General features: G+C 70.5%; 21 protein-coding genes and 1 pseudogene. 13 read left to right on the forward strand and 9 right to left on the reverse strand.

The window, feature by feature from the left end:
- Window positions 1-43: 43 nt before the first annotated feature.
- Window positions 44-1,351 (reverse strand): annotated as a pseudogene (locus AB3X10_RS07775) (transcription-repair coupling factor); the annotation flags it as partial.
- A gap of 128 nt (window positions 1,352-1,479) precedes the next feature.
- Window positions 1,480-2,022, reverse strand: coding sequence for a GNAT family N-acetyltransferase (locus AB3X10_RS07780; RefSeq protein WP_145707860.1), 543 nt, complete (start codon window positions 2,020-2,022; stop codon window positions 1,480-1,482).
- A 115-nt stretch (window positions 2,023-2,137) separates the two neighbouring features.
- On the opposite strand from AB3X10_RS07780, the gene AB3X10_RS07785 reads away from it, so the two are divergent.
- A complete protein-coding gene (locus AB3X10_RS07785) occupies window positions 2,138-3,067 on the forward strand; it encodes a cation diffusion facilitator family transporter (RefSeq protein ID WP_369980479.1) in 930 nt (309 codons plus the stop codon).
- 46 nt (window positions 3,068-3,113) lie between these two features.
- Window positions 3,114-4,079 carry a YwqG family protein gene (locus tag AB3X10_RS07790; protein ID WP_369980481.1) on the forward strand — a complete coding sequence of 322 codons (966 nt, stop codon included), beginning with the start codon at window positions 3,114-3,116 and terminating at the stop codon, window positions 4,077-4,079.
- Between the two features lie 48 nt (window positions 4,080-4,127).
- Here the strand turns inward: AB3X10_RS07790 and AB3X10_RS07795 are convergent, their stop codons facing one another.
- Window positions 4,128-4,985 carry a 23S rRNA (adenine(2030)-N(6))-methyltransferase RlmJ gene (locus tag AB3X10_RS07795; protein ID WP_369980483.1) on the reverse strand — a complete coding sequence of 286 codons (858 nt, stop codon included), beginning with the start codon at window positions 4,983-4,985 and terminating at the stop codon, window positions 4,128-4,130.
- Between the two features lie 34 nt (window positions 4,986-5,019).
- Between AB3X10_RS07795 and creB the strand changes: the two genes are divergently transcribed.
- The 9 genes from creB (at window position 5,020) to AB3X10_RS07840 (ending at window position 15,040) form a co-directional block, all read left to right on the forward strand.
- Complete coding sequence (gene creB, locus AB3X10_RS07800) at window positions 5,020-5,733, forward strand: two-component system response regulator CreB (RefSeq protein ID WP_369980485.1); 714 nt, start codon at window positions 5,020-5,022, stop codon at window positions 5,731-5,733.
- A 1-nt stretch (window position 5,734) separates the two neighbouring features.
- A complete protein-coding gene (creC, locus tag AB3X10_RS07805) occupies window positions 5,735-7,177 on the forward strand; it encodes a two-component system sensor histidine kinase CreC (RefSeq protein WP_369980487.1) in 1,443 nt (480 codons plus the stop codon).
- Between the two features lie 569 nt (window positions 7,178-7,746).
- On the forward strand, window positions 7,747-9,063 hold the full coding sequence (gene creD / locus AB3X10_RS07810; RefSeq protein WP_369980489.1) for a cell envelope integrity protein CreD: 1,317 nt from the start codon (window positions 7,747-7,749) through the stop codon (window positions 9,061-9,063).
- A gap of 25 nt (window positions 9,064-9,088) precedes the next feature.
- Window positions 9,089-9,523 carry a hypothetical protein gene (locus AB3X10_RS07815; RefSeq protein ID WP_369980491.1) on the forward strand — a complete coding sequence of 145 codons (435 nt, stop codon included), beginning with the start codon at window positions 9,089-9,091 and terminating at the stop codon, window positions 9,521-9,523.
- Between the two features lie 653 nt (window positions 9,524-10,176).
- Window positions 10,177-10,782, forward strand: coding sequence for a GNAT family N-acetyltransferase (locus AB3X10_RS07820; protein ID WP_369980493.1), 606 nt, complete (start codon window positions 10,177-10,179; stop codon window positions 10,780-10,782).
- Window positions 10,779-11,693: a carbon-nitrogen hydrolase family protein gene (locus AB3X10_RS07825; RefSeq protein WP_369980495.1), complete on the forward strand. Its 915-nt coding sequence runs from the start codon at window positions 10,779-10,781 to the stop codon at window positions 11,691-11,693. The genes AB3X10_RS07820 and AB3X10_RS07825 overlap by 4 nt, the downstream gene beginning before the upstream one ends.
- Window positions 11,694-11,842: 149 nt before the next feature.
- Complete coding sequence (locus AB3X10_RS07830; protein ID WP_369980497.1) at window positions 11,843-12,925, forward strand: DUF3616 domain-containing protein; 1,083 nt, start codon at window positions 11,843-11,845, stop codon at window positions 12,923-12,925.
- Between the two features lie 202 nt (window positions 12,926-13,127).
- Entirely contained in the window at window positions 13,128-14,534 is a 1,407-nt protein-coding gene (gene gltX / locus AB3X10_RS07835; RefSeq protein WP_369980499.1) for a glutamate--tRNA ligase, read from the forward strand.
- Between the two features lie 17 nt (window positions 14,535-14,551).
- The gene (locus AB3X10_RS07840) at window positions 14,552-15,040 is read left to right on the forward strand and encodes a transcriptional repressor (RefSeq protein ID WP_003472952.1); all 489 of its coding nucleotides are present in this window, start codon (window positions 14,552-14,554) and stop codon (window positions 15,038-15,040) included.
- An 88-nt stretch (window positions 15,041-15,128) separates the two neighbouring features.
- On the opposite strand, the gene AB3X10_RS07845 is transcribed toward AB3X10_RS07840, so the two are convergent.
- Together AB3X10_RS07845 and AB3X10_RS07850 are read right to left on the reverse strand one after the other, a co-directional pair.
- Window positions 15,129-15,464 (reverse strand): hypothetical protein, encoded by a 336-nt coding sequence (locus AB3X10_RS07845; RefSeq protein ID WP_369980501.1) that lies wholly within the window; start codon window positions 15,462-15,464, stop codon window positions 15,129-15,131.
- Window positions 15,465-16,125: 661 nt separating this feature from the next.
- Window positions 16,126-17,427 carry a sugar MFS transporter gene (locus AB3X10_RS07850; protein ID WP_369980503.1) on the reverse strand — a complete coding sequence of 434 codons (1,302 nt, stop codon included), beginning with the start codon at window positions 17,425-17,427 and terminating at the stop codon, window positions 16,126-16,128.
- 469 nt (window positions 17,428-17,896) lie between these two features.
- Between AB3X10_RS07850 and AB3X10_RS07855 the strand changes: the two genes are divergently transcribed.
- Window positions 17,897-18,295 carry a VOC family protein gene (locus AB3X10_RS07855; RefSeq protein ID WP_369980505.1) on the forward strand — a complete coding sequence of 133 codons (399 nt, stop codon included), beginning with the start codon at window positions 17,897-17,899 and terminating at the stop codon, window positions 18,293-18,295.
- Window positions 18,296-18,404: 109 nt separating this feature from the next.
- On the opposite strand, the gene AB3X10_RS07860 is transcribed toward AB3X10_RS07855, so the two are convergent.
- The 4 genes from AB3X10_RS07860 to AB3X10_RS07875 all read right to left on the reverse strand — a co-directional run bounded on the left by AB3X10_RS07860 (window position 18,405) and on the right by AB3X10_RS07875 (window position 23,625).
- Window positions 18,405-19,187, reverse strand: coding sequence for a LytR/AlgR family response regulator transcription factor (locus AB3X10_RS07860; RefSeq protein WP_369980507.1), 783 nt, complete (start codon window positions 19,185-19,187; stop codon window positions 18,405-18,407).
- Window positions 19,187-20,263, reverse strand: a complete 1,077-nt coding sequence (locus AB3X10_RS07865) for a sensor histidine kinase (RefSeq protein ID WP_369980509.1) — start codon at window positions 20,261-20,263, stop codon at window positions 19,187-19,189. Before AB3X10_RS07865 ends, AB3X10_RS07860 begins: the two co-directional genes overlap by 1 nt.
- Before the next feature lie 46 nt (window positions 20,264-20,309).
- Window positions 20,310-21,065 (reverse strand): DUF2306 domain-containing protein, encoded by a 756-nt coding sequence (locus tag AB3X10_RS07870; RefSeq protein ID WP_369980511.1) that lies wholly within the window; start codon window positions 21,063-21,065, stop codon window positions 20,310-20,312.
- Between the two features lie 583 nt (window positions 21,066-21,648).
- Window positions 21,649-23,625, reverse strand: a complete 1,977-nt coding sequence (locus tag AB3X10_RS07875; protein WP_369980513.1) for a hypothetical protein — start codon at window positions 23,623-23,625, stop codon at window positions 21,649-21,651.
- 250 nt (window positions 23,626-23,875) lie between these two features.
- On the opposite strand from AB3X10_RS07875, the gene AB3X10_RS07880 reads away from it, so the two are divergent.
- Window positions 23,876-24,859 (forward strand): aldo/keto reductase, encoded by a 984-nt coding sequence (locus AB3X10_RS07880; protein ID WP_369980515.1) that lies wholly within the window; start codon window positions 23,876-23,878, stop codon window positions 24,857-24,859.
- The last annotated feature ends 150 nt before the right edge of the window (window positions 24,860-25,009 follow it).

The following is a 25,009-nucleotide window of genomic DNA, read 5'->3' on the forward strand; positions in this document are numbered from 1 at the left end:
CCTCATCCGGCGCTTCGCGCCACCTTCTCCCGGTGGGAGAAGGGAGGAATGCGGCGAAATTGGGGATCACCTCGGGTTTCAGGTCCGCCGCGGCCAGCACTTCCAGCAGCGCTTCGCGGCGGCCCGGCGAGTCGGCGGCGATCAGCACGCGGCCCGCGTAGCTGCCGAGGAAGCTCTTCAGCGCTTCGGCCGGCGCCGCGTCCTTGGCCGCCACCGGCAGCGGCGGCAACGGCTGGTCGCCCAGCGCCTGCGCGTCGCCGATGCGCGGGTGGTCGGCGGCCCACACCTCGATGCGCGGCAGGCCGTTGAGCTTTTCGCGCAGCGTGTCCGGCGCCTGGTACAGCTCCTCGGGCGCCAGCAGCGGGCGCTCCACGTCGTGGCGGCGCTGCTCGTAGCGGTTCTGGGTCTGCGCCCAGAACGCGTCGGCGGCGGCGCCCACGCCCGGCGCGAGCAGCGGCAGCGCCGTCTCGCCCAGGTAGTCGAACAGGGTGGCGGTGGCATCGCGCGCCGGCGCGCCGGCGCTGCGTGGTTCCTGGAAGAACAGCGGCAGGTAGTACTCGATGCCCGACGGCGCCAGCCGCGCCTTCAGGTCCTGGTACAGCGCGCTGCGCCGCGTGTCCACGTCGAAGCGTTCGCGCAGCGTGGCCAGCACCCGCTCGACGCTGGCATCGTCCATCGGCACTTCGCGGCCCGGCAGCATCTTCACCGCCTGCACGTGGTCCAGCGAGCGCTGCGATTCCGGGTCGAAGGCGCGGATCGAGTCGATGTCCTCGTCCAGCAGTTCGACCCGCAACGGGGTCTCCGCGCCCATCGGGTACACGTCGAGCAGGCCGCCACGCACCGCGAAATCGCCCGGGTCCATCACCTGCGGCACGTTGCGGTAGCCGGCGCTCTCAAGGCGGCGCTTTTCCGCCTCCAGGTCCAGGCGCTGGCCCACGCGCAGGTCGAAGCTGCCGCCGACGATGTAGCGCAACGGCGCCACGCGCTGCATCAGCGTCTGCACCGGCACCACCACGATGCCTTGCTGCAGCGTCGGCAGCCGGTGCAGCGCCGACAGGCGCTGGCTGATGATGTCCGGGTGCGGGCTGAACTGGTCGTAGGGCAGGGTTTCCCAATCCGGGAACGGCACCACCGGCAGCTGCTGGTCGCCGGCCAGCAGCGTATGCAGGTCGGCTTCGATCTGGTGCGCGCTCTGGTTGTCGCGCGCGACCACCAGCAGCGGCCCGCGATGCGCCGCGGCGGCGCAGGCGATATGCCAGGCCAGTGCGGTCGAGGACGCAGGGGCGCGCCAGAAGGCGCGGAGCTGGCCGGATTTGGGCAGCGGCGGAACGGGGAAGGAAAGAGGCGCCATGGACCGACTAGTTTAGCAAGCTCGGGACCGGGGACTCGGGACTCGGGACCCGGAAAAGCAGAGCGCCATATGCGGCTTTGGCTCCTGCTCTTCCGGGTCCCCGGTCCCGAGTCCCGGGTCCCGGGCTTTCAATTGCCCAGTTCCAGCACCACGCGGACCAGGCCCGGGGTGTCGGGGTGCGGCATCGGCTGGAAGCCCAGCGACTCGGCCAGTTGCAGCATCGGCAGGTTGCTCTCCAGCACGTCGCCGTAGAGCCGGTCCAGGTACTTGCGCCGCGCCCACTTGACCAGCTTGCGCATCAGCTGCCGGCCCAGGCCCTGGCCGGCGACGAAGCTGCTGACCAGGATCGCGTACTCGGCCTCGCGGGTGCCGGGCGTGATCGCCGCGCGCGCCACCGCGCCGACCACCGCTTCGCCCGGCGGCAGCGGTTCGGCCGCGACCAGGGTCAGCTCGGTCTTCGGATTGGGATGGGTCAGCCGCTGCGCCATGTCCTCGGTCAGTTCCTGCACCGAATGCAGGAAGCGCTCGCGGATCTCGGTCGGCCCGAGCAGGCTGAAGGCGCCCTGCAGCGGTGCGCTGTCTTCCGGCCGGATCGGCCGGATCAGCAGCTCGCGGCCGCTGGGCAAGGTGAAGTTTTCATGCCACGGAGGCATGCGGTTGCGGGTAGCCATGGCCGGATGCTCCTCGACGAATCCTGGATTCTCGCATTACCCGGGGCGGGCGCCGTGAACGCTGCGCTCACCGCGTTTGCCTACCCTATGCGGGGATTTTCGATAAGGATAGGCCATGTCCGGCAGCGGCGATTCGCGGCGCGCCATTTTCTTCGCGCTCGGTGCCAACCTGGCCATCGCCCTGGCCAAGGGCGCGGCGGCGCTGGCCACCGGCTCGGGCGCGATGCTGGCCGAGACCGTGCATTCGCTGGCCGACTGCGGCAACCAGCTGCTGTTGCTGCTGGGCATGCGCCAGGCCAAGCGCCCGGCCAGCGCCGAGTATCCGCTGGGCTACGGCCGCGCGATCTACTTCTGGTCGTTCCTGGTGGCGGTGATGCTGTTCTGCATCGGCGGCATGTTTTCGGTGTACGAGGGCGTGCACAAGCTGCTGCAACCCGAGCCGCTGAGCAGTTGGGGCTGGGCGGTGGGCGTGCTGGGGTTCGCGCTGGTCGCCGAGGGCGTGTCGCTGCGCACCTGCCTGCAGGAGATCGCCAAGGTGCGCGGCGAGCGCTCGCTGTGGACCTGGTTCCGCGAGAGCCGCCAGGCCGAGCTGATCGTGATCTTCGGCGAGGACATGGCGGCGCTGCTCGGCCTGGCGCTGGCGCTGGCCGCGGTGCTGCTGACGGTGCTGACCGGCAATCCGTTGTGGGATGCGCTGGGCACCATCGCCATCGGCGCGTTGCTGGTCGTGGTCGCGGTGCTGGTGGCGATCGAGATCAAGGCGATGCTGATCGGGCAGAGCGTGGACCCGGCCCTGCAGCGGCAATTGCATGCGTTCTTCCAGGCGCAGCCGGAGATCGAGCGGGTGATCCACCTGATCGCGATGCAACTGGGCGAGGACGTGATGGTGTCGGTGCAGGCCACGCTGCGGCAGAAGCACGATGCGGCGGCGCTGCTCGCCGACATCACCCGCATCGAGCGCGAGTTGAAACAGCAGTTCCCGACGGTGCGCTGGAGCTTCTTCGAACCGGAGGCGGGCGCCGCCGCGGTCGCTTCCGGCACTTGAGCGGCATTGCTACAGTGGCGCCCGGTCCATCGCGGGCGACAACGGAATGAAGACCTCGAACGCTGTGCTGCTGTCCACCGTGATCACCCTGGGGTTGGTCGCGGCACTGGGCGGGCTGGTGCTGGGCGGCGGCTGGTGGCTCAAGCGCACCATGCAGGTGTCGCCGCCGCTCGCGCCATCGCCCCACGCGGCGCCCGCCGCGAAGGCGCAGGTGCAGGCCGACGCGGTACTGGCGCCGTACCGGCAACGCCTGGAGGCCACGCGCAGGCCGGTGGCGCAGGTGCGCCTGCAGCCGATGGCGCAGGACGATCGCCTGGCCAGCAAGGTCGGCGGGCGGCCGTACTGGACCGCGGACAAGCCGTACCCGCGCGACGCCCGCGGCCAGCCGCTGGCGCTGCTGGCGCAGGTGGACCTGGCGAAGCTGCCGCCGCTGCGCGGCTATCCCACGCACGGCATGCTGCAGTTCTTCATCGGCGGCGACGACTTCTATGGCGCCAACCTGGACGACGGCAACGACCTGGCCGCCTTGAGCGCGCAACGCAATTTCCGCGTGGTGTACTGGCCGCGGCCGGAGGCCTCGGCGCGGCAGGCCGAGGTGCCGTTGCCGGCCGCCGACACGCTGCCGTTCGATCCGGCGCATCCGCGGGCGATGCAGTTCACGGCCGGCGAGGAAACCATCGGCAGCAGCGACGTGCACGTCGAGCAGGCGCTGGGGCGGCCATTGGACGAGATCGCCGCTGCCTACGCTGGCCGCCATGCGCTGGCGCAGGATGACGTGGACGAGGCGCTGTACGAGGCCTTGAATCGCAGCGGGCACAAGCTCGGCGGCTATCCCGAGTTCACCCAGGAGGATCCGCGCAAGGCGCAGGACGCGCAGGTCCTGCTGCTGCAGCTGGACAGCGACGAGGAGATGATGTGGGGCGACAGCGGCATCGCCAACTTCTTCATCGATCCGGCCGACCTGCAGCGCGCCGATTTCAGCCGGGTCGCCTACAACTGGGATTGCTATTGACCCGGCACCGTGCGCGGTTGCGAGGTGGCGGGCGCCCCACGCGCCGCCTCACTCCTCGCGCTTGAGCCACTCCAGGCGCGTCGATGCGCCGGCTTCGCCCAGATGCGTCTTCAGTGCCGGCAACGCGCTCGCCAGGGCCTGCTCGAACTGCCATGGCGGATTCAGCAGCAGCATGCCGCTGCCGTTGAGCCGCAGCGGCGAATCGTCCTGGCGCACCTGCAATTCGGCCAGCAGCACCGACTTGGCCGGCATCGCCGCGGCCTTGCGGAAGAACGGCTGCAGGCTGCGGCGCTGCTTGATCGGGTACCAAACCGCGCACATCGCCTGCGGCCAACGGGTCAGGGTCTCGCGCAGGGCCGCGGCGATCAGCGGGTATTCGGCGTCCTGCGATTCGTAGGGCGGATCGATCAGCACCAGGCCACGGCCGATCTTGGTCGCGCCGGCCTTGGGCGGCACGAACGCCTTGATCGCCGCATAGCCGTCGCCGGCATGCACCTGCACGCGGCGGTCGTTGCCGAACAGCGCCTTCAGCTCGGCCGCTTCCTCGGCCTGCAGCTCGCAGGCGGCGAGCCGGTCCTGCTCGCGCATCGCCTGGGCGACCAGCAGCGGCGAGCCGGGATAGGCGACCAGGGCGCCGACCGGATTGTCGGCCTGCACCGCGCGCAGGTAGCGTTCCAGCACCTCCGGCAGGGTCGGCTGGCCCATCAGTTTGAGCACCCCGGCCGCGGCCTCGCCGGTCTTGCGCGCCTCGCTGGCGGCGAACAGGTAGCGGCCGCGCCCGGCATGGGTGTCGAGCACGAAGAACGGGCTGTCCTTGCGCTTGAGCGCATCGATCAGCGCGAGCAGTACGGTGTGCTTGAGCGCGTCGGCATGGTTGCCGGCGTGGTAGGCGTGGCGATAGTTCATCGCGGCAGTGTACGGGCGGGCGGGGGTTGCGGCTATGCTGCGCGCCATGTCCGCGCCCGCCGCCCCCTGTGTCCTCGTCGTCGAGGACGAATCCGCCATCGCCGATACCGTGCTGTACGCCTTGCGCAGCGAGGGCTACCAGGTGCGGCACTGCCTGCTCGGGCGCGAGGCGCTGGCGCAGGCGCGCGCCGGCGGCATCGACGTGGTGGTGCTCGACGTCGGCCTGCCGGATATCGGCGGCTTCGAGGTGTGCCGCGAACTGCGCAGCTTCAGCCAGGTGCCGGTGATCTTCCTGACCGCGCGCAACGACGAGATCGACCGCGTGCTCGGCCTGGAGCTGGGTGCCGATGACTACATGGCCAAACCGTTCTCGCCGCGCGAACTGGTGGCGCGGGTGCGTGCGCGGCTGCGGCGGCCGGCGCCTGCGGCGAGCGCGGAGGCGGCGCCGGGCTGGCAGCGCCACGGCGCGTTCGCGATCGACCGCGACGGCCGCCGCATCCACTACGACGCGGTCGCCCTGGACCTGACCCGTTACGAATACGCGCTGCTGGCCGCGCTGCTGCAGCGGCCCGGCGCCATCCTCAGCCGCGCGCAACTGATGGACCGCGGCTGGGACAGCAGCGCCGACAGCGCCGACCGCACCGTGGACACCCACATCAAGACCCTGCGCGCCAAGCTGCGCGCGGCCGGCGCCGCGCACGATCCGATCCGCACCCATCGCGGCCTCGGCTACGCGCTGGAGCAATGAGATGCGGCTGGGGCTGAAGCTGTTCCTGGGCTTCTTCCTGATCGTCGGCGTCGCCGCGTTCTTCGTGATGCGGGTGTTCGTCAACGAGGTCAAGCCCGGCGTGCGCCAGGCGATGGAGTCGACCCTGGTGGACGCGGCCAACGTGCTGGCGCAGATGGCCGCCAGCGACCTGAAGGCCGGGCGCATCGACAGCGGCGCCTTCGCCCGCGACCTCGGCGCGGCGCAGCGGCGCAATCCGCGCGCGATGGTGTGGCGCTTCCCCAAGCGCAGCGTCGACTACCGGGTCACCATCACCGATGCGGCCGGCGTGGTGGTGTTCGATTCGCGCGGACAGGACCTGGGCCGCGACAACTCGCGCTGGAACGACGTCTACCGCACCTTGCGCGGCGAGTACGGCGCACGCTCCAGCGCCGAGGGCGACGGCGACCCCAACCACACGGTGATGCACGTGGCCGCGCCGATCTACGATCCGGCCGACGGCCGGCGCCTGATCGGCGTGCTGACCCTGTCGCAGCCCAACCGCAGCATCGAGCCGTTCATCGTCGCCAGCCAGCGCAGCATCCTGCTGCGCGGCGCCTGGCTGATCGGCATCTCCGCGCTGATCGGGCTGCTGATGACCTGGGGCCTGCTGCGCGGCATCGGCCGGCTCAACCGCTACGCGCAGGCGGTCAGCGCCGGCGAGCCGGTGCCGCCGCCGCCGCCGCGCCGCGACGAGATCGGCGACCTCGGCCGCGCGCTGGAGACGATGCGGCGCAAGCTCGAGGGCAAGGCCTATGTCGAGCAGTACGTGCAGTCGCTGACCCACGAGATGAAGAGCCCGCTGGCGGCGATCCGCGGCGCCGCCGAACTGCTGCAGGAGCCGCTGCCGGACGCGGAGCGGCAACGCTTCGTGCGCAACATCGCCGAGCAGCAGCAGCGCCTCACCGAGACCATCGACAAGCTGCTGGCGCTGGCCGAGGTGGAGCAGCACGGCTGGCTGCAGCGGCGCGAGCGCATCGCGCTGGCGCCGCTGTTCGCGCAGTTGGCCGAGGCGCTGGCGCCGCCATTGCGCGCCAGCGGCGTGCGGCTGCAGGTAGGCACGCCGGAGCCGGAACTGGCATTGGCCGGCGATCCCTACCTGCTGCGCCAGGCCTTGCACAACCTGCTCGACAACGCGGTCGCGTTCTCGCCCGCCGGCGGCACGGTCGTGTTGCGCGCCGAGCGCGCCGCGGACGCGCGCATCGCCTTGCTGGTGGAGGACGCCGGTCCGGGCGTTCCCGATTACGCGCTGGAGCGGGTCTTCGAGCGCTTCTATTCGCTGGCGCGGCCGGCGAGCGGGCAGCGCAGCTCCGGCCTGGGCCTGCCGTTCGTGCGCGAGGTGGCGCGGCTGCACGGCGGCGAGGCGAGCCTGCGCAACCGCGAGGAGGGCGGCGCGGTGGCGCGGCTGTCGCTGCCGGCGGGGTGAGTGGCGGCGTTGCGTATCCGGTCTCCCTGCAGGAGGGGTTTCGGCCTCGGCAGGGGACTGACGACGTTGCGGTTCGCGACTTCGCTCGTCGCGACTGAAGTCGCTCCCACAGGGGGGGGCTTCGGTACTCGGGAGTGTGCTGCAGGAGGGGCTTCGGCCCCGACAGGGGACTGACGACGTTGTGGTTCGCGACTTTGCTCGTCGCGACTGAAGTCGCTCCCACAGGGGGGGGGCTTCGGTACTCGGGAGTGCGCTGTAGGAGGGGCTTTGGCCCCGGCAGGGACATGATGGCGTTGCGGTTCCTGGCTTCGCTCGTCGCGGCTGAAGCCGCTCCTACAAGGGCCTTCGCGGCCTGATGGGTGCACTGTAGGAGGGGCTTCAGCCCCGACAAGGTCGATCACCAAGCGTTCGCCCCGACCTCGGGCGCGAAAGCGGCCGCATCGGCGGATGGGCTGTGCAGTCCGGCATCCAGCGCGCACGCCACCCACTTCACACTCGCTTCAAATTCGCCTCAAACCCCGCACACGCGGGCGCGGCACCCTGGCGTCCTCCATCACCGAGGACCGTCGATGAAATCCCTCAAGCTCGTCCTGCGATTCGCCACCATCGGCGGATTGATCCTGTTGCTGCTGATCCCGCTGCTGATGATCCGCGGCACCGTGCAAGACCGCCAGCGCTACCGCGACCAGGCGGTGGAGCGCGTATCGCAAAGCAAGGCCGGCGAGCAGCGCCTGCTCGGCCCGCTGCGGGTGATCCCGTGGACCCAGGTGCGCGATGTCGCGGTGGTCGACGCCGACGGCAAGCGCAGCGTCAAGCGCGAAACCGAGACCGGCTACGACCTGCAGACGCCGCGGCATCTGGCGATCGACGGCGAACTCAAGCCCTCGCAACGCAGCATCGGGCTGTTCAAGGTGCAGGTGTACAGCTGGCATGCGCGGCTCAAGGCGCAGTTCGACGACCTGGACTACGACGCGGTCGAGGGCCGCAGCTACGGCCAGCCCTATCTGGTGATCGGCATCCAGGACGTGCGCGGCCTGGTCGGTACGCCCAATCTGCGTACCGACGGCAAGGCGCTGGCGCTGCAGCCGGGGTCGCGGGCGCTGGCCGGCCTGTCCAAGGGCGTGCATGCGCTGCTGCCGGCGCTGGCCGATACGCAGCAGGGCCGGCTCACCGACCTGCACAGCGTGGAGATGGAGTTCGTTCTGGACGGCACCCAGGGGCTGTCGATCGTGCCGGTCGGCGACGACAACCAGATCGCGCTGAGCTCGCCGTGGCCGCATCCGCTGTTCGGCGGCCGCTTCCTGCCCAACGAGCGCAGCATCGGCGAGAAGGGCTTCCAGGCCAGCTGGGCGCTGTCGTCGCTGGCCACCGGCGCGCAGGCGCAGCTGTTCTCGGGCGGCGACATCGATGCGCTGCGCGTGGACCTGGTCGATCCGGTCGACGTCTACACCCAGGCCGATCGCGCCAGCAAGTACGGCATCCTGTTCGTGGTGCTGACCTTCGTCGCCTTCGCCCTGTTCGAGCTGATCAAGCGCCTGCCGATCCATCCGCTGCAATACCTGCTGGTCGGCCTGGCGCTGGCGATCTTCTTCCTGCTGCTGCTCAGCCTGTCCGAACACATCCCGTTCTGGCAGGCCTACCTGGTCTCGGCGGTGGCCTGCATCGGCCTGCAGTTCTTCTACCTGTCCGGGGTGTTGCGCAGCCGCGGCCGCGCCGCCGCCTTCGCCAGCATGCTCACCGTGCTGTACGGCGCGCTGTACGGATTGCTGGCGTCGGAAGACAACGCCCTGCTGATGGGCTCGCTGCTGCTGTTCGGCATCCTCGCCGCGATCATGTGGATCACCCGCAGGATCGACTGGTACGAACTCGGCGCGGCCTTGCGCTGAGCCGGCACGCGACCAGGACCCCGCCATGTCGGCGCACACCCATCTGCATCGTCGCGTCCAGACCCTGTTGCCGGACGCCTTGGACACCCGCGGCCTGCACCGCGGCAATGCCGGCGCCGCGCTGGCGCGCAGCGCGCAGGCGGCGCTGGTCACCGCCGCCGACCGCGGCGGCGCGCTGTGGCTGCGGCTGAGCGAACGCAGCCGCGACGCGCTGGCCGCGCACGGCCTGGCGTTCCTGGCGGCGGCGCTGCAGGCCCGCGCCGCCTTGCCGGGCGAGGCCGAGCCGTGGCGCTACTGCGCCTGGCGCGCGCTGCGCCGCGACTCGGCCTGGGCGCAGGCCGCCGCGCAGGACGCGCAGGCAAGCCACGGCCCCGGGTTCGTGACCTGGGAAGCGCAAGGACGCGCGCGGTTGCTGGTGCTGCCGGCACAGGCGGCGCTGCTGTGCCGATGGTGGAGATGAGCGCGCGACGGCGTTGGCACGAGCGCCGTTTCGCCTGGCGTGCGCGCTGCCGGCCAGCGTGATCGCCGGTCGCGGTCACGCACCGGCACCCGACATGGACCGGCAAGGGCGATAGCGCGACGCAATCGCGGCCACGGACGCCGCCGCCGCAACAGCGGGCAGGAGGCCCAACGCCAGGGACCGCGCCATGGAGGGAGCGAGTGGGCAAACCCGATCGCACGAGGCGATCGCGGCCACGGATGCCGCCGCAGGACGCACCACCGGGCAGGAGGCCCGGCGCCAGGGACGGCGCCATGGAGGGAGCGAGTGGGCAAACCCGATCGCACGAGGCGATCGCGGCCACGGATGCCGTCGCAGGACGCACCACCGGGCAGGAGGCCCGACGCCAGGGACGGCGCCATGGAGGGAACGGGCAAATCCGATCGCATGAGGCGATCGCGGCTACGGATGCCGCCGCAGGACGCAATAGCGGGCAAGAGGCCCGACGCCAGGGAGGGCGCCATGGACGGCGCAAGCCATCGCGGCCATGGACGCCGCGGCACCACGCAGGACCGGGCAAGGAGGCCCCGCGCCAGGGATGGCGGCAGGAGTGAATCGAGCAGGGCAGCGCCAAGCCGGCAGCGCCAGGGAAACGCCTGCGGTAGAGTCCACGGATGGACTCTCCGCTCCCCATCCAGCGCCTGCGCGGCGCGCAGATCGCTCCGTTCCTGGACGACGTCGCGCGGTTGCGCATCGCCGTGTTCCGCGACTGGCCGTACCTGTACGCCGGCGACCTGGACTACGAGCGCGAGTATCTGTCCGCCTACGCCGCGTCGCCCGACAGCGTGTTCGTGCTGGCGCGCGACGGCGACCGCGTGATCGGCGCCTCCACCGGGCTGCCGCTCGCCGACGATGCCGAGGCGTTCGGCGCGGCCTTCGCCGGCAGCCCCATCGCGGTGTCGGACGTGTTCTATTTCGGCGAATCGGTGCTGTTGCCGGCCTATCGCGGCCGCGGCGTCGGCCACGCCTTCTTCGATCATCGCGAAGCGCATGCGCGCGCGCTCGGCCGCTTCGCCCTGACCGCGTTCTGCGCGGTGGACCGCGACTCCGACGATCCGCGGCGTCCGCCCGGCTACCGCGGCAACGACGCGTTCTGGCACAAGCGCGGCTACCTGCGGCAGCCGTCGCTGCGCATGCAGCTGGCGTGGGACGAACTGGAGCGCGGCGAGATCCTGCACACCCTGAGTTTCTGGACCCGGCCACTGGAGCCCGCCGCATGAAGATCGCCGTCGCCAAGTACCCGATCGGCGCGCCGGTCGATTTCGCCGCCTTCGCCGACAAGCAGGCGGCCCTGATCGGCCAGGCCGCGCAGGCCGGCGCGCAGCTGGCGGTGCTGCCGGAATACCTGTCGCTGGAACTGGCCGCGACCTTCGCCAGCGCCGTGTCCGAGGACCTGCCGGCCTCGCTGGCGGCGATCCAGGCGCTGCACCCGCAGTACCTGGCGCTGTTCGCGCAGCTGGCGCAGCGGCATCGCCTGCACCTGGTCGCCGGCAGTTTCCTGCTGGCCAGCGGCGAGGGCCGCTACCGCAACCGCGCCTACTGGTTCGCGCCCGACGGCCGCCACGGCTGGCAGGACAAGCTGCAGCTGACCGGCTTCGAGAAGGCCACCGGCCTGATCGACGGCGGCGACGCGCTGAAGGTGTTCGCGGCGGGCGACGACGTGCGCGCCGGCGTGGCGGTCTGCTACGACAGCGAGTTCCCGCTGCCGGTGCGCGCCCAGTACGAGGCCGGCGCGCGCCTGCTGGTGGTGCCCAGCTGCACCGACACCGAGGCCGGCGCCACCCGCGTGCGCATCGGCTGCCTGGCGCGTGCGCTGGAGAACCGCATCTTCGTCGCCCAGTCGGTGACCGCCGGCCTGGCCGAATGGAGCCCGGCGCTGGACGTGAACACCGGCGAGGCGGCGATCTACGCGCCGATGGACGCCGGTTTCCCGGCCGACGGCATCGTCGCGCAGACCCAGGGCGAGCAGGTCTGGGCGCTGGCCGACCTGGACTTCGCCGCGTTCGAGGCCAGCCGCGCCCGCGCCCAGGTCGCCAACGACCGCGACTGGCGCGGCCAGCTGGCCCCGGCCATCGTGCGCGCGGAGCTGGCCGGGTTCGACCAAGTCGGCGGGCCGTCCGTCCCGGAGTAGGCCCAGGCAGGTCCGTCAGCCGCCGCTGCGCGCACGGCCTCGAACCGCCGCCGCGAACGCAAGGCGCCGCGGCCAGCCCGGGCAGCACACGCCATGCGAACGCGCGATGCGCTTTGCTGCGCTTCCGACCCAACCGGTGCACTCCCTCGATGCCCAAGACCCTGCTGCCGCATGCCGTGCGCCTGGAATTCGCGCCCGGCGCGCTGGTCCACGCCAACCTGTCCGGCGCCGCCTTCACCGACGACTGGCTGTGGGTGGCCGGCGACGAAGCCTGCGCGGTCGATCGCCTGCACGCCCTGGCGCCGGTCGGCGACGAGGCGCTGCGCTTCGGCGATGGCCGCAGTTTCGCCCTCGGCGACCTGCTCGACCTGCCCGGTGACCACGACGAGGAGGCCGACCTGGAAGGCATGGCGCTGTCGCCCGGCTACCTGTGGGTGGTCGGCTCGCACGGCATGAAGCGCAAGAACGCCAAGCCCGATCGCGACGACGCCGACAACGGCAAGCGCCTGGCCAAGCTCAAGCTCGACGCCAACCGGCGCCTGCTCGCCTGCCTGCCGATCGAGCGCGCCGCCGACGGCGCGCCGCAGCTGGTGCGCGACGCCGCCGACGGCCGCCGCGCGCTGCGGCTGAAGGGCGACGCCAGGCACAACCAGCTCACCGAGCTGCTGGAGGACGATCCGCACTTCGGCGCCTATCTGAAGATCCCCGGCAAGGACAACGGCTTCGATATCGAAGGCATGGCGGTGGACGGCCAGCGCCTGCTGCTGGGCCTGCGCGGCCCGGTGCTGCGCGGCTGGGCCGGGCTGCTGGAGATCGCGGTCGAAGCCCACCACGACCACCTGCGGCTGGTGCCGCTGGACGAGGCGGGCACCCTGCTGCGCAAGCATTTCCTGCAACTGGGCGGACTCGGCGTGCGCGACCTGCATTTCCACGGCGAGGACCTGTACCTGCTGGCCGGCCCGACCATGGTGCTGAACGGCGAGATCCGCCTGTTCCGCTGGCCCGGCGCGCGCGCGGCGCTGGCCGCCAACCGCGCGCCGGTACGGTTCCAGCGCGAACTGGTCAAATCGCTGGAGCTGCCGCATGGCGAGGACAGCGACCGCGCCGAAGCGCTGTGCAACCTGCCGCCGGCGCTGGCCGGCGGCGTGCCGACGTGGCTGGTGCTGTACGACGCGCCGGGGCCGGCGCGCAGCGACGGCGAATGCGTGGTGCATGGCGATCTGCTGCGCTAGCGCAGATCACGGCCATCGATGGATCGTGTGTGGGAGCGACTTCAGTCGCGACGGGGCTTTTCCGGTAACGCCCGTCGCGACTGAAGTCGCTCCCACAGCGAAAGGTGTCCATGCGATGTCGGAGCCGGCACCGCACCGCCTCCGGGCAACACAAGGCCTGGCGGGGTAAAATCGCCCGATTCCCGTTTGCTCCGAGCGTTCCATGGCCTGCCGTACCCGTTTCGCCCCCAGTCCCACCGGTTACCTGCACATCGGCGGCGCGCGCACCGCGCTGTACTGCTGGCTGGAGGCGCGCCACCGCGGCGGCGAGTTCGTGCTGCGCATCGAGGACACCGACCGCGAGCGCAGCACCCAGGCGGCGATCGACGCCATCCTGGAAGCGATGGACTGGCTCGGCCTGGACTACGACGAAGGCCCGGTCTACCAGACCCAGCGCATCGCCCGCTACCAGGAAGTGGCCGAGCAGCTGCTCGCCGCCGGCAAGGCCTATTACGCCTACGAGACCCGCGAGGAGCTCGACGCGATGCGCGAGGCGGCCATGGCCAAGCAGGAAAAGCCGCGCTACAACGGCGCCGCGCGCGAGCAGAACCTGCCGTACCGCGACGATCCGAACCGGGTGATCCGTTTCAAGAACCCGGACGGCGGCAGCGTGGTGTTCGACGACCTGATCAAGGGCCGCATCGAGATCGCCAACAGCGAGCTCGACGACATGGTGATCTTCCGCCCCGACGGCTACCCCACCTACAACTTCGCGGTGGTGGTGGACGACTGGGACATGGGCATCACCGAGGTCATCCGCGGCGACGACCACATCAACAATACCCCGCGCCAGATCAACATCTACCAAGCGCTGGGCGCGCCGGTGCCGAAGTTCGCGCACATGCCGATGATCCTGGACGAGCAGGGCGCCAAGCTGTCCAAGCGCACCGGCGCGGCCGACGTGATGCAGTACAGGGACGCCGGCTACCTGCCGCACGCGCTGATCAACTACCTGGCGCGGCTGGGCTGGTCGCACGGCGACCAGGAACTGTTCGGCCGCCAGGAGCTGATCGACCTGTTCGACGTCAAGGACGTCAATTCCAAGGCCGCGCGGCTGGACATGGCCAAGCTCGGCTGGGTCAACCAGCACTACCTGAAGACCGACGACCCGGCCACGATCGCGCCGCAGCTGGAGTACCAGCTGGCCAAGCTCGGCATCGACCCGGCGACCGGCCCGGCCGCCGCCGACGTGGTGCTGGCGCTGCGCGAGCGCGTGCAGACGCTGAAGGACATGGCCGAGAAGGCGGTGGTCTGGTACCGGCCGCTGGAGATCTACGACGAGGCCGCGGTGGCCAAGCACCTGAAGCCGGGCGCCGAGCTGGCGCTGGGCAAGGCGCGCGAACTGCTGGCCGCGCTGGGGCAGTGGAGCGTGGACGGCGTGTCCGCCGCGCTGCACGATGCCGCCGCCGCGCTGGAGATCGGCATGGGCAAGGTGGCGCAGCCGCTGCGCGTGGCCATCACCGGCACCCAGGTCAGCCCGGACATCTCCTACACGGTGTACCTGGCCGGCCGCGAGCAGGCCTTGAAACGCATCGACGCCGCGCTCATCAAGATCCCAGCGGGAAGCTGATTCCCCGGAGAACCGCCATGTCCAGCAAGAAGACCGCCTGCACCGAGCCGCACCACCACGTCCACGACGCCGACGACTTCGTCAAGGTGGTGGAGCGGGTGAGCCGCGAACGCGGGCTGCGGCTGACCCCGATCCGCGCCAACGTGCTGCGCCTGATCGCCGAGGCGGGGCGCCCGGTGAAGGCCTACGACCTGCTGGAATGGGTGCGCGAGGGCAAGAGCGTGGGCGCCGACGCGCCGCCCACCGTGTACCGCGCGCTGGATTTCCTGATGGCCAACGGCTTCGTGCACAAGCTCGAGTCGGTCAACGCCTTCGTCGCCTGCCACCATCCCAGCAGCGCGCAGCACTCGGTGCCGTTCCTGATCTGCGACCGCTGCCACAGCGCGGTCGAGCTGGAGGACCGCGACGTGGTCGCGCAACTGGAACAGCGCGCCAAGGCGCTGGGCTTCCAGCCGCAGGCGCAGACCCTGGAAGTGCACGGGCTATGCGCGCGCTGCGCCGGCTAGGGCGCTACGCCTTGGTGTAGCGCCGGACCCTTGTCGTGCCGGCGCGTTCGATCCGTTGCACCGGTACGCGGAGCTTGCGCCGCCCGCATCAGCCACGATCCAGCACATCGCCGAAGCGGAGCCGTGTCCACGCTTCGGCCGCCGCCCGCGCCAGCGCCTGCGACTCGCTGCCGCCCTCGGCCATGCTGGTATCGCCGCGCGGATCGATGACTTCCCATTCCCAGGTCCGCGCTCTGTTGGGCAGCCACACCGCGAGCAGCAGCGCAGGCAGCTCCGGCTTGCCGGTGGCCACGTCGCAGCGCCAGATCGGCAGGTCCGCCAGCGCATCGCGCTGCCAGCGCGGCCGCGGCTGCAGTCGCGCGCACGCCAGCGGCGTGGCGGGGGCCGCGTGCGTGGAGCGGATCGGGTCGGTGGTCTTGTGCATGTTCGCTCCTTCTGTGTCCGAGAAGGCGTGCCGGGAGACATGCGAGACCCCATCGGACACACCTGCGTCGACCGGCGTTGCCGGTGGCTGGTGTCGCGGGTGCCCGATTGGCTGAGATGCCGCCGCGGGGTGCGGCGACGGCCGGGCTACCATCCGGCCTGCTCTCTTTCGACCGCCGCAGCGTACCCATTCCGTGGTGCCGCGACAAGCGCTTTTTTTCATTTCAAACTATTGTTTTTGAAGGAGATGTGTGAGCAATCCGGGCGCCGAGGGGCCTGTCCGCCAAGGGCCGGTCGCGCCGATGTTGCCGCTGCCGGGCCGGCACGCGCCGGCGCGATCGCCCGCGTGCTGGCGTCGAGGCGCGCGCCGCACAGCCACGCCGCCACCACGTGCATGCAACCTCGCTCGCTGTGCTTGCGCGCACGATGGCAACGGCATCCCTTGGCTTGGGGCTGGCGCGCGGGCGTCGCGGCGGCGCCGCGAGAGCCGCATCGCCACGGCAACAGGCAGTGGCGGCGCGCTGCCATTCTCCTGCACAGCGGCGCCAGGCTGCGCCTAGCTTGTCCTTCGATTTGGGGGAGCGGCGTCATCGGGGGCAGCGCCGGCGCGCCGCAGCGCGCCTGGTGGCGCCGCGTCCTGTCGCTGGGGCCGACCGCCGCCGCTAGGCGCGTGCCTGCGGCGGCGTCTTCGCGCCCCACAGCGCATAGAACAGCACGTACAGCTCGCACACCGCGGTGAGCAGGAAGGCCTGCTGCAGGCCGACGTGGTCGGCCAGCCAGCCTTGCACCACCACCAGCGCGCCACCGGCGATGGCCATGATCAGCAGGCCGGAACCTTCCTCGGTGAGCGGGCCCAGGCCCTTGATGCCGAGGGTGAAGATGGTCGGGAACATGATCGAGTGGAACAGGCCCACCGCGATCAGCGACCACATCGCGACGTGGCCGGTGCTGAACACGGTCAGCAGAATCACCGCGAACGCGCCGACCGAGAACAGCGCCAGCACCGTTTCCGGCGCAATGCGGCGCATCAGCGCGCTGCCGGCGAAACGGCCCACCATCATCCCGCCCCACAGCAAAAACAGGTAATGCGACGCCTGTTCGTGGGTGAGGTTGCCGATGTGCGGCTGCGACACGAAGTTGATGAACAGGTTGGACACGCCGATCTCGGCGATCAGGTAGATGAAGATGGCCGGGATGCCGAGCACCAGGTTGCGGTGCCGCCACAGCGAATGGCTGGCGCGCTGCGCGCCGGTGGCGCGTTGGGTGGCCTGGCCGAGCGCGGGCAGCTTGAAGCGGGCGATGACCACCGCCAGCAGCACCAGGACCACGGCGACGATCAGGTAGGGCAGCTGCACCGACTGCGCGTCGGCCAGGCGTTCGGCCTGGGTCAGCACCGCCTCGCCCTTGGCGGTGCCCGAGGCCGAACGGCCCAGGATCAGGTAGCCGCCGAACAGCGGCGCCAGCGTGGTGCCGACCGAGTTGAACGCCTGCACCAGGTTGAGCCGCGCCGAGGCGGTGTCCGGGCTGCCGATGACGGCGACATACGGATTGGCCGCGACCTGCAGCAAGGTGATGCCGCTGGCGATCACGAACAGCGAGCCGAGGGTGATGCCGTACGAGACCAGCCGCGCGGCCGCGATCATGCCCAGCGCGCCAAGCGCCATGATGCCCAGGCCGATCACCAGCGCGCGCTGGTAGCCGATGCGCTCGATCAGCTTGGCCGACGGCAGCGAGGCGAAGAAGTAGGCGATGAACCAGACCGACTCGATCAGCGTGGCCTGGGTGTAGCTCAGCTCGAACACGCTGCGCAGGTGCGGCAGCAGCGTGTTGTTGATGACGGTGATGAAGCCCCACATGAAGAACAGCGAGGCCAGCAGCGACAGCGCGGCGCGGTAGGACGGCGCATTGCCGGCGATCGGCGCGGAGTGGGAGAGCGGAGCCGCCGGCCCCATCGGTCCTGCCATTGTGCGTGCTTCCTCAGCGGTGGTGCGGTGCGTGTGTCGGTGGGCGCGCAAGCCTGCGTTGGCGTGCCTTGCCGCGGCAGCGCGGCGCAGCCGTCGTGCGCGTTGCCGCGTTTGGCGCAGCGCCATCCAACGAGGCCGCGGCGCCGGCGCAGGGCCGAGGATAGGCGGCGCCGTCGGCGGGCGACCAATGATTTAAATCGCGGCGGCCATACGATTATTGCAATGCTGCGCTGCAACGTCGGCTGCGCTGGCGGCGCTCTGCGACCAGGTATCCGGTGGCAGGTATGCCGTCGTCGCCTTCGCCGATGGAAGCGGAATGCCGCGCGCATGCGGCCACGGTTTATCCTGGCGGCGCGCATCGCCGTGCGCGGACGGAAGCGGCCGGCGCGCACACGATGGCACGCAGCGCTCCGCACGCCTTGCCGGTACGCTACGCGTGTTGCCTGACCTCGCCAGCCACCGGACTCCCATGCACCACCTCGTCGTGCCGCTGTTGGTTGCCGATGTACGCCAGGCCGCCGCGTTCTATGTGGCGGCCGGCCTGTGCGCCGCGGATGCGGTGGCGTTGAGCGACGAGGCGGATCCGCGGCGCGCGCTGCTGCAGCTGGCGGCCGGGCCGGGCCTGCGCCTGCAGCGCTGCGACGATCCCGCGGTGCTGCGCTACCTGCGCGCGCAGTCGCCGCAGTTGGAGATCGGCCAGGCCGACATCGCCGCGCTGGTGTCGCGGATCGGTACGCAGTTGCGCCAGGGCGACATCGTCGGCGGCAACGCGACCGACTGCTACCAAGGGCCGCTGGAGTATCCCGGCGGGCAGGCGCTGTTCTTCGCCGATCCGTCCGGCAATCGGTTGGTGTTCATGGACTGGTAGCGAGGCACGGCGATGCGCCAGGCCGTGCCGGTCGAACCCGCGCGCTGCCGCCGCCGCGGCACGCGTTTGCAATGCGGTTGCTTAGCCCGCCGCGCGTTGCCTGCGGCCGCTACATCGCCCGGAACAGCGGCAGATAGCTGCGGCTGACGGGCAGGGTTTCCGGCCGGCCGCGCAGATGGATCTGCGCGGTTTCGTTGTCGTGGCGGACCACGTGCCCGATCGCATGCAGGTTGACCACCACCGAGCGGTGCACCTGCTGGAAGCACGCAGGATCCAGTTGCGCCGCCAGTTCCTTGAGCGGCGTGGCGACGATCGCCTCGCATGCCTGGCCGCTCTCGTTGCGCCATGCCACGCAGGTGTACTTGCTGTCCGAGCGCAGGTAGTCGATCGACTCCACCGCGATCAGGCGCAAGGTGTTGCCGGCCTGGGCATGCAGCCAGCGCAGCGGCGCGCGCGGTTCCGGCACCGCCAGTTGCAGCGCCAGCCGGCGCAGCTGTTCGGCGATATCGGCGGCCGGTTGCGCGGCCTGCAGCCGTTGCTGCAGGCGTTCGACGGTGGCCGACAGGCGCGCGTCCTGCACCGGCTTGACCAGGTAGTCCAGTGCGCCCTCGGTGAACGCCTGCACCGCGTAGTCGTCGTAGGCGGTGACGAACACGATGTGCGCACGGCGGCCGATCTGCTGCGCGGCCTGGACCCCGGACAGCCCGGGCATCTGGATGTCGAGGAAACAGATCTGCGGCTGCCGCTCCTCGAACAGGCGTACCGCGTCCCTGCCGTTGCGCGCCTCGGCGGCGATCTGCAACTCCGGCCACAGGCGCGCCAGTTGCCGTTTCAGCGCTTCGCGCAGCAACGGCTCGTCGTCGGCGATCAGTGCGCTCGGCGGGGTGGGCATCAGGCGTCCGCCGCCAGCGGGAAACCGATGTCGGCGCGCGTGCCGTGCGGCAGATGCGCCGCCACCTGCAGGTCCGCGCCGGCGCCGAAGCTGAGCGCGAGCCGGTCGCGCAAGGTGGCCAGGCCGGTGCCCAGGCCTTGCCCGCTCGCGCCGAGTCCGGCGCCGCTGTCCTCCACCCGCAGATGGCAGCGGCCGCCGTCGCGCCAGATGCGGATGACGATGCGGCCGCCGTCCTCCGCCGGATCGATGCCGTGCTTGACCGCGTTCTCCACCAGGGTCAGCAGGGTCAGGGTCGGGCAGCGGACGGCGTGCAGCGACGCGTCCGTCTCGATCGCGTACTGCAGCCGATCCGGCATGCGCATGTACATCAATTCCAGGTAGGCGCGGACCAGCGCCAGCTCCTCGCCCAGGGTGGTGGTCGGTTCGTGCAGCCGCGGCACCGCGGCGTGCAGGTAGGCGATCAGGCTGCGCATCAGCTCCGCTGCCTTGGGCGAGCCGATGTCGATCAGTGCCTGCACGTTGGCCAGGGTGTTGAACAGGAAATGCGGCGCGACCTGGCGCTGCAACAGGTGCAGGCGCGCATCCAGCGCCTCGCGTTCCAGTTCGCTGCGTTCCAGTTCGAAGGCCAGCGCCTGATGGCGGGCCAGCGCGTCCTTCTGCCTGACCAGGGCGGCCAGCGCCGTCCACGGTGCGATCAGCACGCCGGTCACGGTCAGCATGAGAAAGCCGGACAGCCGCTCCTGGTCCTGCCAGAACGGCGGCGCGCCATGCCTGGTCAGGCCGACGTAGATCAGCAGCGTGGTCAGCGGAATCGCGAGCGCCACGCCCAGTACCTGCAGCGTCCAGCGCGCCAGCCAGGCCGGCAGCCGCCGCGGCCATCGCTCGAGCACGGCGTAGGCCAGCAGCGCGGCGGCACCGAGCGCGAAGGCGCGGCTCAGCGCCGAGAGCGTGGAGTCCCAGCTCAGGCTCAGCAGCAGCCCGAGCCCGCCGGACAGGACGAACACCGGCACGATGCGTGCCCATGTCAGCAGCGCGGGGCGGCGCTGCGGCGCGGAGATCGGAACGGAACCAGGCATGGGCGGGAGCATAGCCGAGCGTACCGGTGCAGCGCACCGACACGCTCTAGGCCGGCCGCAGCATCGGCCACCACATCCCGACCGTCGCGGCGGCGGTGCCGATCACGGTGACCAGGCTCATCAGCGCCAGCGTGCAGGTCGCCAGCCACTGCAGCGCGCGGCGGCGGCTGTCGAGCGCATGCAGGTACAGTTCCAGCACCGCGAGCGGCAGCAATGTCTGCGCGAACGCGAGCGTGGTCAGCGCCGGACCGACGAAGCTGTCCGGATCGAATCCTGCGGGTCCCCGATTGATCGCCAGCCAGAACATCAGGCCGATCCGGAAGAACCAGACGCCGCCGACCGCCAGGAACAGGCGCAGCGCCCAACGCCGGTGCGCGGCGATGCGTCCGGCACGGGCGTCGCGCCAGGCCATGGCCACGAACGCGACGATCAACAGCGCATTGACGCTGGTGCCGAGGTGCTGGCCGATGTCGCCCGCCGCGCCGCCACGCACCCAGATCATCGCCAGTCCGCCCAGGCTCAGGGCCAGCGCGCACAGCAGGTAGAGCCGTCCGTTCCAGCGATGCACGGCCGGCACGTGCCTGCGCAGCGCCGGCAGCAACTGTGCGGTGCCGGCCAGCACGATCGCCACCGCCAGCAGCAGGTGCAAGGCGAGCACGCCGTTGAACAGGTGGTCGCCGGCGACATAGCCGTGCGGCAGCACCCGGTTCCAGCGCTCCGGGGCGCCGGCCAGCGCCGCGCGCCCGTAGAACATGGCGACGTAGGTGGCGAACACCATCTGGCTGGCGACCGCGATGCACACCCATGCCGCCGCCGCCCGGCGCAGGGACCTGTTCGCGGCTGTAGCGGCAGCCGATTGCGGCGATGCCGCGGTTGCGGACGCGGCGCAAGCGCCAGCGGAGACGTGGTGGGCGGCAGTCGTGGACATGGGGCAGCGGCATCGGGGCGGTGAGCGCATTGTTGCGGCGGCGCCGGCGGACAGGCGTGGTCGGCCCGACCGGCGACGGCAGGATCGGACGAACTGCGCCAGGCGCCGATGAAGCGTCCCGCGTGCATGGCGGCGCCGCGGAAAACGCTGCGATCCGCTGCGGTCGCCATGCCGGTTGCGGCGATGCCGCATTGCGACGTCCGGCTGCACCGGCGGCGCTGCGCACAGAGAATCGTTGGCCGGTGCGCGCTTGTCGCCTTCGCCGATGCAAGCGGGATACCCCGCGCATGCGGTCACGGTCATCCTGGCGGCATGCGCAGCGGCGCGCGGACGGATGCGGTCGGCAATCGGCTGGTGGCACTGCGGTACACCATTGGCGCCGCCAGCGCGGCATGGAGCCAACGTCGTCGCGGCCGCGCCCGGCAGCGGGGCCAATGCTGCCGGGCGCGTTGCGCCTCTAGTTCGCGCAGGGCTTGGACGTGACTGCGCTGGACGGGATCACCGCACGGATCGGTCCCCAGCTTTCGCTCTGTAGCGGCCAGGTCTTGGTGATCCCCGGGAACGACACGATCTCGATCTCGTAGCGCTCACTGTAGAGCAACAGGTCCACTTCCACGTAGGCGGAAATGCTGCCTTTCAGCGCGGTGGACTGGAACGTGTAGTCCTTGCTGACCAGCAGCTCGTTCTTGCTCGGGGTGATGGCCGAGGTGATGCCGCCGGTGACCGCGTTGTTGAGTACCGACAGCTTGCCGCTGACGCCGGCGGACAGGACGAAGGCGTCGATGCCGGCCTCCATGCCTACCGAAACGTCGGCCGTGCCGCCGACCCGCATCGGAATCAGGCCGGTGCCGGGCTGTCCTTTGGCCATCGGCGGCGCGACGAACTGCGAGGTCGGCTTGCCGATCTGCAGGCTGGCTTGGGCGAAGCTGCGGATCGACACCGGCACCGGGCCGATCGCGAAATGCGCGCCGGGTCCTTCGAAGGTCTTGACCTCGTCCTTCTCCGGCAGCGTCGAACTGGTGGTCGGCGGGACGACATTGGCCATGCTCGGCAGCGGCGCCGGCTGGTTCCACAGCACCACGGCATCGCCATTGACCAGATCGAAATCGCTGCCGAACAGGGTCACGCCGGTGACCATGCCGGCGCTGTTGCGCACGTGGTAGCCCTTGGGCGGGCTGTACGTGTCCTCGGTGCCGTAGCGCAGGCAGAAACGGGCGCCGAACAGGCTGTTGGACGATCCCATCTGCAGCACGCAATCGGCGATGCCGGTGTTGCTGTAGGCAAGGCTACCGTCGAAGAAACTGGCAGCGGCGGCGCCGGTCTGTACGCTCTCGTTGCCCTTGCTGCTCTGGTTGAGCTTGTACAGGCTCGCGGCCTGTGCCGGGCCGATCTTCTTCAAAGCCGCGCACACGTCGGTGTAGTGGGCCAGGAAGAAACCCACGTCCAGGCCCTGCGCTTCCCAGGATTGCCGGCGCGTCGTGTCGGAGATCTTGAACTTCAGATCCTTCGGGCAATCCTGGGCGTTGTTCATCGACCAGGTCAGCACCTTGCAGCCGTACTTGGTCGCGACCACTTCGTTCGGGCGCTCGATCAGATCCTTCGCGGCCTGGGTCAGGAAGGCGGTTTCGTCCAGTTTGTAAGTGCAGGCGACGGGGCAGGCCGAGCCGGACATCGGCTGGGTCACGCCCAAGGGCGCGCCGCCGTCCAATGCCGGCAGCGCAGCGCCGAAGGCGCGATAGCGCAGCTTTCCTTCCAAGGTCAGTGTCGCCGGGTCGAACACGCGGCCGATCCCGAGGTCGATCCCGCCGTGCATCACGTCGCCAGGGCCGCGCGGATTCGGTTTCAGTTCGGGAACATTGCCCACGCCGCCGCCGCCGGGCGTGCCGTGCTCGGGCGCATCGATCAGCCGATAGCGGATCAGGGCGGCCTGGCTCTGCAAGCGCGGGAAGTCGTCGCGCGATTTGCATGCCGGCAGCTGCCGGCTCAGCCCGCCGATAGCGCGCTTGGGTGCGGCCAGCGCTCCGTGGCGCAGGGTCAGCCCGTGCTGGTTGTAGAAACGCTCCACGTCGTTGAGCTGTTGCACATAGGTGGTCAGCGGGATGGTCTGTGCCGTGCGTCCGTTTCGCGCCGGCAGCTTGACCGAGCGGGTGGACGTTGCCGATTTGCCGGGCGCGGCGACGACGAAATCGACCATGCTGCGTGGCGCCGCACGTTCGATCTCGGCTGCGGTGAAGGCCGGAGAACTGCATGCCTGGACCGGCGCCTTGGGTGCGATCAGTTCGAACGATTCCGGGCCGTAGGTCACAGTGCCGCCGAGTTGGATCGGCTTGGTTGGCTGCGGTGGTGGACGGCCATTGCCCTGGCTGGGTTGTGCATGGGCCGGTACGGCCAGCGTGGCGCACAGCAGGATGGCGAGAAAGACACGAACGGACATGGCGCAACTCCTTTGCGGTGGGTGTCGTATCAGTGACGCGAGTTGCGCTGCAGACCGGACAGGCTCCATGCGCGGGCTGACTCCGGCACCTGGCGCGACGCGTTCGTAGCACTGATGAGCGTGGTTCATGACCGATTGCAAGCGCGGCTCTCCAATCCGACGTTGCCGGCGCAGTACCGTGTGTGGCGGATACGGCGCTGTGCACCGACACGCCTATCGATCAACACCGGCCTTGCCGGAGGAGCAAAAAATGAAAACGCGTCAGTTGGGTCGCAGCGGATTGCAGGTCTCCGCGCTGGGATTGGGCTGCATGGGCTTGAGCTACGGCTATGGCCCGGCCACCGAGCGCAAGCAGGCGGTGCAGCTGCTGCACGCGGCGGTGGAGCGGGGCGTGAGCTTCTTCGACAGCGCCGAGGCCTACGGTCCGTTCGCCAACGAGGAACTGCTGGGCGAGGCGCTGGCGCCCTACCGCGAAAAGGTGGTGATCGCGACCAAGTTCGGCTTCAGGGACGGCGATGCCAACGCCGGCCTGGACAGCAGTCCGCAGCGGATCCGCGCGGTCGCCGAGGCCAGCCTGCGGCGGCTGAACACCGACCGCATCGACCTGTTCTACCAGCACCGGGTCGATCCGGCGGTGCCGATCGAGGACGTCGCCGGCACCGTGCAGGCGCTGATCGCCGAGGGCAAGGTCAGTCACTTCGGCCTGTCCGAGGCCGGGGTCGACACGATCCGCCGCGCGCATGCGGTGCAGCCGGTGGCGGCGCTGCAGAGCGAGTATTCGTTGTGGTGGCGCGAGCCGGAGAACGCCGTGCTGCCGGTGCTGGAGGAACTGGGAATCGGCTTGGTGCCGTTCAGTCCGCTCGGCAAGGGCTTCCTGACCGGCGCGATCGGCGCCGACACCCGCTTCGCCGCCGATGATTTCCGCAACACCGTGCCGCGCTTCGCCGCCGAGGCGCGGCGCGCGAACCAGGCGCTGGTGGCGCGCATCGAGGCGATCGCGGCCGACAAGGGCGCCACGCCGGCGCAGGTGGCGCTGGCCTGGCTGCTGGGGCGCAAGCCGTGGATCGTGCCGATCCCGGGCACCACCAAGTTGCATCGGCTGCAGGAGAACCTGGACGCGGTCGAACTGCAGCTCGAAGCGGCGGACTTGGCGCGGATCCAGGAGGCGCTGGATGCAGTGGCCATCGTCGGCGATCGCTACAGCCCGGAGCGGCAGAAGCTGGTCGGCCGCTGAGGCTGGCGTCGGTCGCGCGGCGCTGCGGTGCCGGTGGTGGCGCACGCCGCGAGCGGAGCGCGCTGTGCTGAGTGTCGCCGAGAACCGCGAACCGCGAACGGCGAACGATGGGCCGCAGGCCGGAAACGGTCTTCATGCGTCCACGCAGAC

This window comes from Xanthomonas sp. DAR 80977 (assembly GCF_041240605.1).
Taxonomy (GTDB): Bacteria; Pseudomonadota; Gammaproteobacteria; order Xanthomonadales; family Xanthomonadaceae; genus Xanthomonas_A; species Xanthomonas_A bundabergensis.

Excerpts from the sequence above, each read along its gene's own strand:
- AB3X10_RS07780 (WP_145707860.1), bottom strand. The coding sequence starts at position 2,022 with ATGGCTACCCGCAACCGCATGCCTCCGTGGCATGAAAACTTCACCTTG.
- AB3X10_RS07785 (WP_369980479.1), top strand. The coding sequence starts at position 2,138 with ATGTCCGGCAGCGGCGATTCGCGGCGCGCCATTTTCTTCGCGCTCGGT.
- AB3X10_RS07790 (WP_369980481.1), top strand. The coding sequence starts at position 3,114 with ATGAAGACCTCGAACGCTGTGCTGCTGTCCACCGTGATCACCCTGGGG.
- AB3X10_RS07795 (WP_369980483.1), bottom strand. The coding sequence starts at position 4,985 with ATGAACTATCGCCACGCCTACCACGCCGGCAACCATGCCGACGCGCTC.
- creB (WP_369980485.1), top strand. The coding sequence starts at position 5,020 with ATGCTGCGCGCCATGTCCGCGCCCGCCGCCCCCTGTGTCCTCGTCGTC.
- creC (WP_369980487.1), top strand. The coding sequence starts at position 5,735 with ATGCGGCTGGGGCTGAAGCTGTTCCTGGGCTTCTTCCTGATCGTCGGC.
- creD (WP_369980489.1), top strand. The coding sequence starts at position 7,747 with ATGAAATCCCTCAAGCTCGTCCTGCGATTCGCCACCATCGGCGGATTG.
- AB3X10_RS07815 (WP_369980491.1), top strand. The coding sequence starts at position 9,089 with ATGTCGGCGCACACCCATCTGCATCGTCGCGTCCAGACCCTGTTGCCG.
- AB3X10_RS07820 (WP_369980493.1), top strand. The coding sequence starts at position 10,177 with ATGGACTCTCCGCTCCCCATCCAGCGCCTGCGCGGCGCGCAGATCGCT.
- AB3X10_RS07825 (WP_369980495.1), top strand. The coding sequence starts at position 10,779 with ATGAAGATCGCCGTCGCCAAGTACCCGATCGGCGCGCCGGTCGATTTC.
- AB3X10_RS07830 (WP_369980497.1), top strand. The coding sequence starts at position 11,843 with ATGCCCAAGACCCTGCTGCCGCATGCCGTGCGCCTGGAATTCGCGCCC.
- gltX (WP_369980499.1), top strand. The coding sequence starts at position 13,128 with ATGGCCTGCCGTACCCGTTTCGCCCCCAGTCCCACCGGTTACCTGCAC.
- AB3X10_RS07840 (WP_003472952.1), top strand. The coding sequence starts at position 14,552 with ATGTCCAGCAAGAAGACCGCCTGCACCGAGCCGCACCACCACGTCCAC.
- AB3X10_RS07845 (WP_369980501.1), bottom strand. The coding sequence starts at position 15,464 with ATGCACAAGACCACCGACCCGATCCGCTCCACGCACGCGGCCCCCGCC.
- AB3X10_RS07850 (WP_369980503.1), bottom strand. The coding sequence starts at position 17,427 with ATGGCAGGACCGATGGGGCCGGCGGCTCCGCTCTCCCACTCCGCGCCG.
- AB3X10_RS07855 (WP_369980505.1), top strand. The coding sequence starts at position 17,897 with ATGCACCACCTCGTCGTGCCGCTGTTGGTTGCCGATGTACGCCAGGCC.
- AB3X10_RS07860 (WP_369980507.1), bottom strand. The coding sequence starts at position 19,187 with ATGCCCACCCCGCCGAGCGCACTGATCGCCGACGACGAGCCGTTGCTG.
- AB3X10_RS07865 (WP_369980509.1), bottom strand. The coding sequence starts at position 20,263 with ATGCCTGGTTCCGTTCCGATCTCCGCGCCGCAGCGCCGCCCCGCGCTG.
- AB3X10_RS07875 (WP_369980513.1), bottom strand. The coding sequence starts at position 23,625 with ATGTCCGTTCGTGTCTTTCTCGCCATCCTGCTGTGCGCCACGCTGGCC.
- AB3X10_RS07880 (WP_369980515.1), top strand. The coding sequence starts at position 23,876 with ATGAAAACGCGTCAGTTGGGTCGCAGCGGATTGCAGGTCTCCGCGCTG.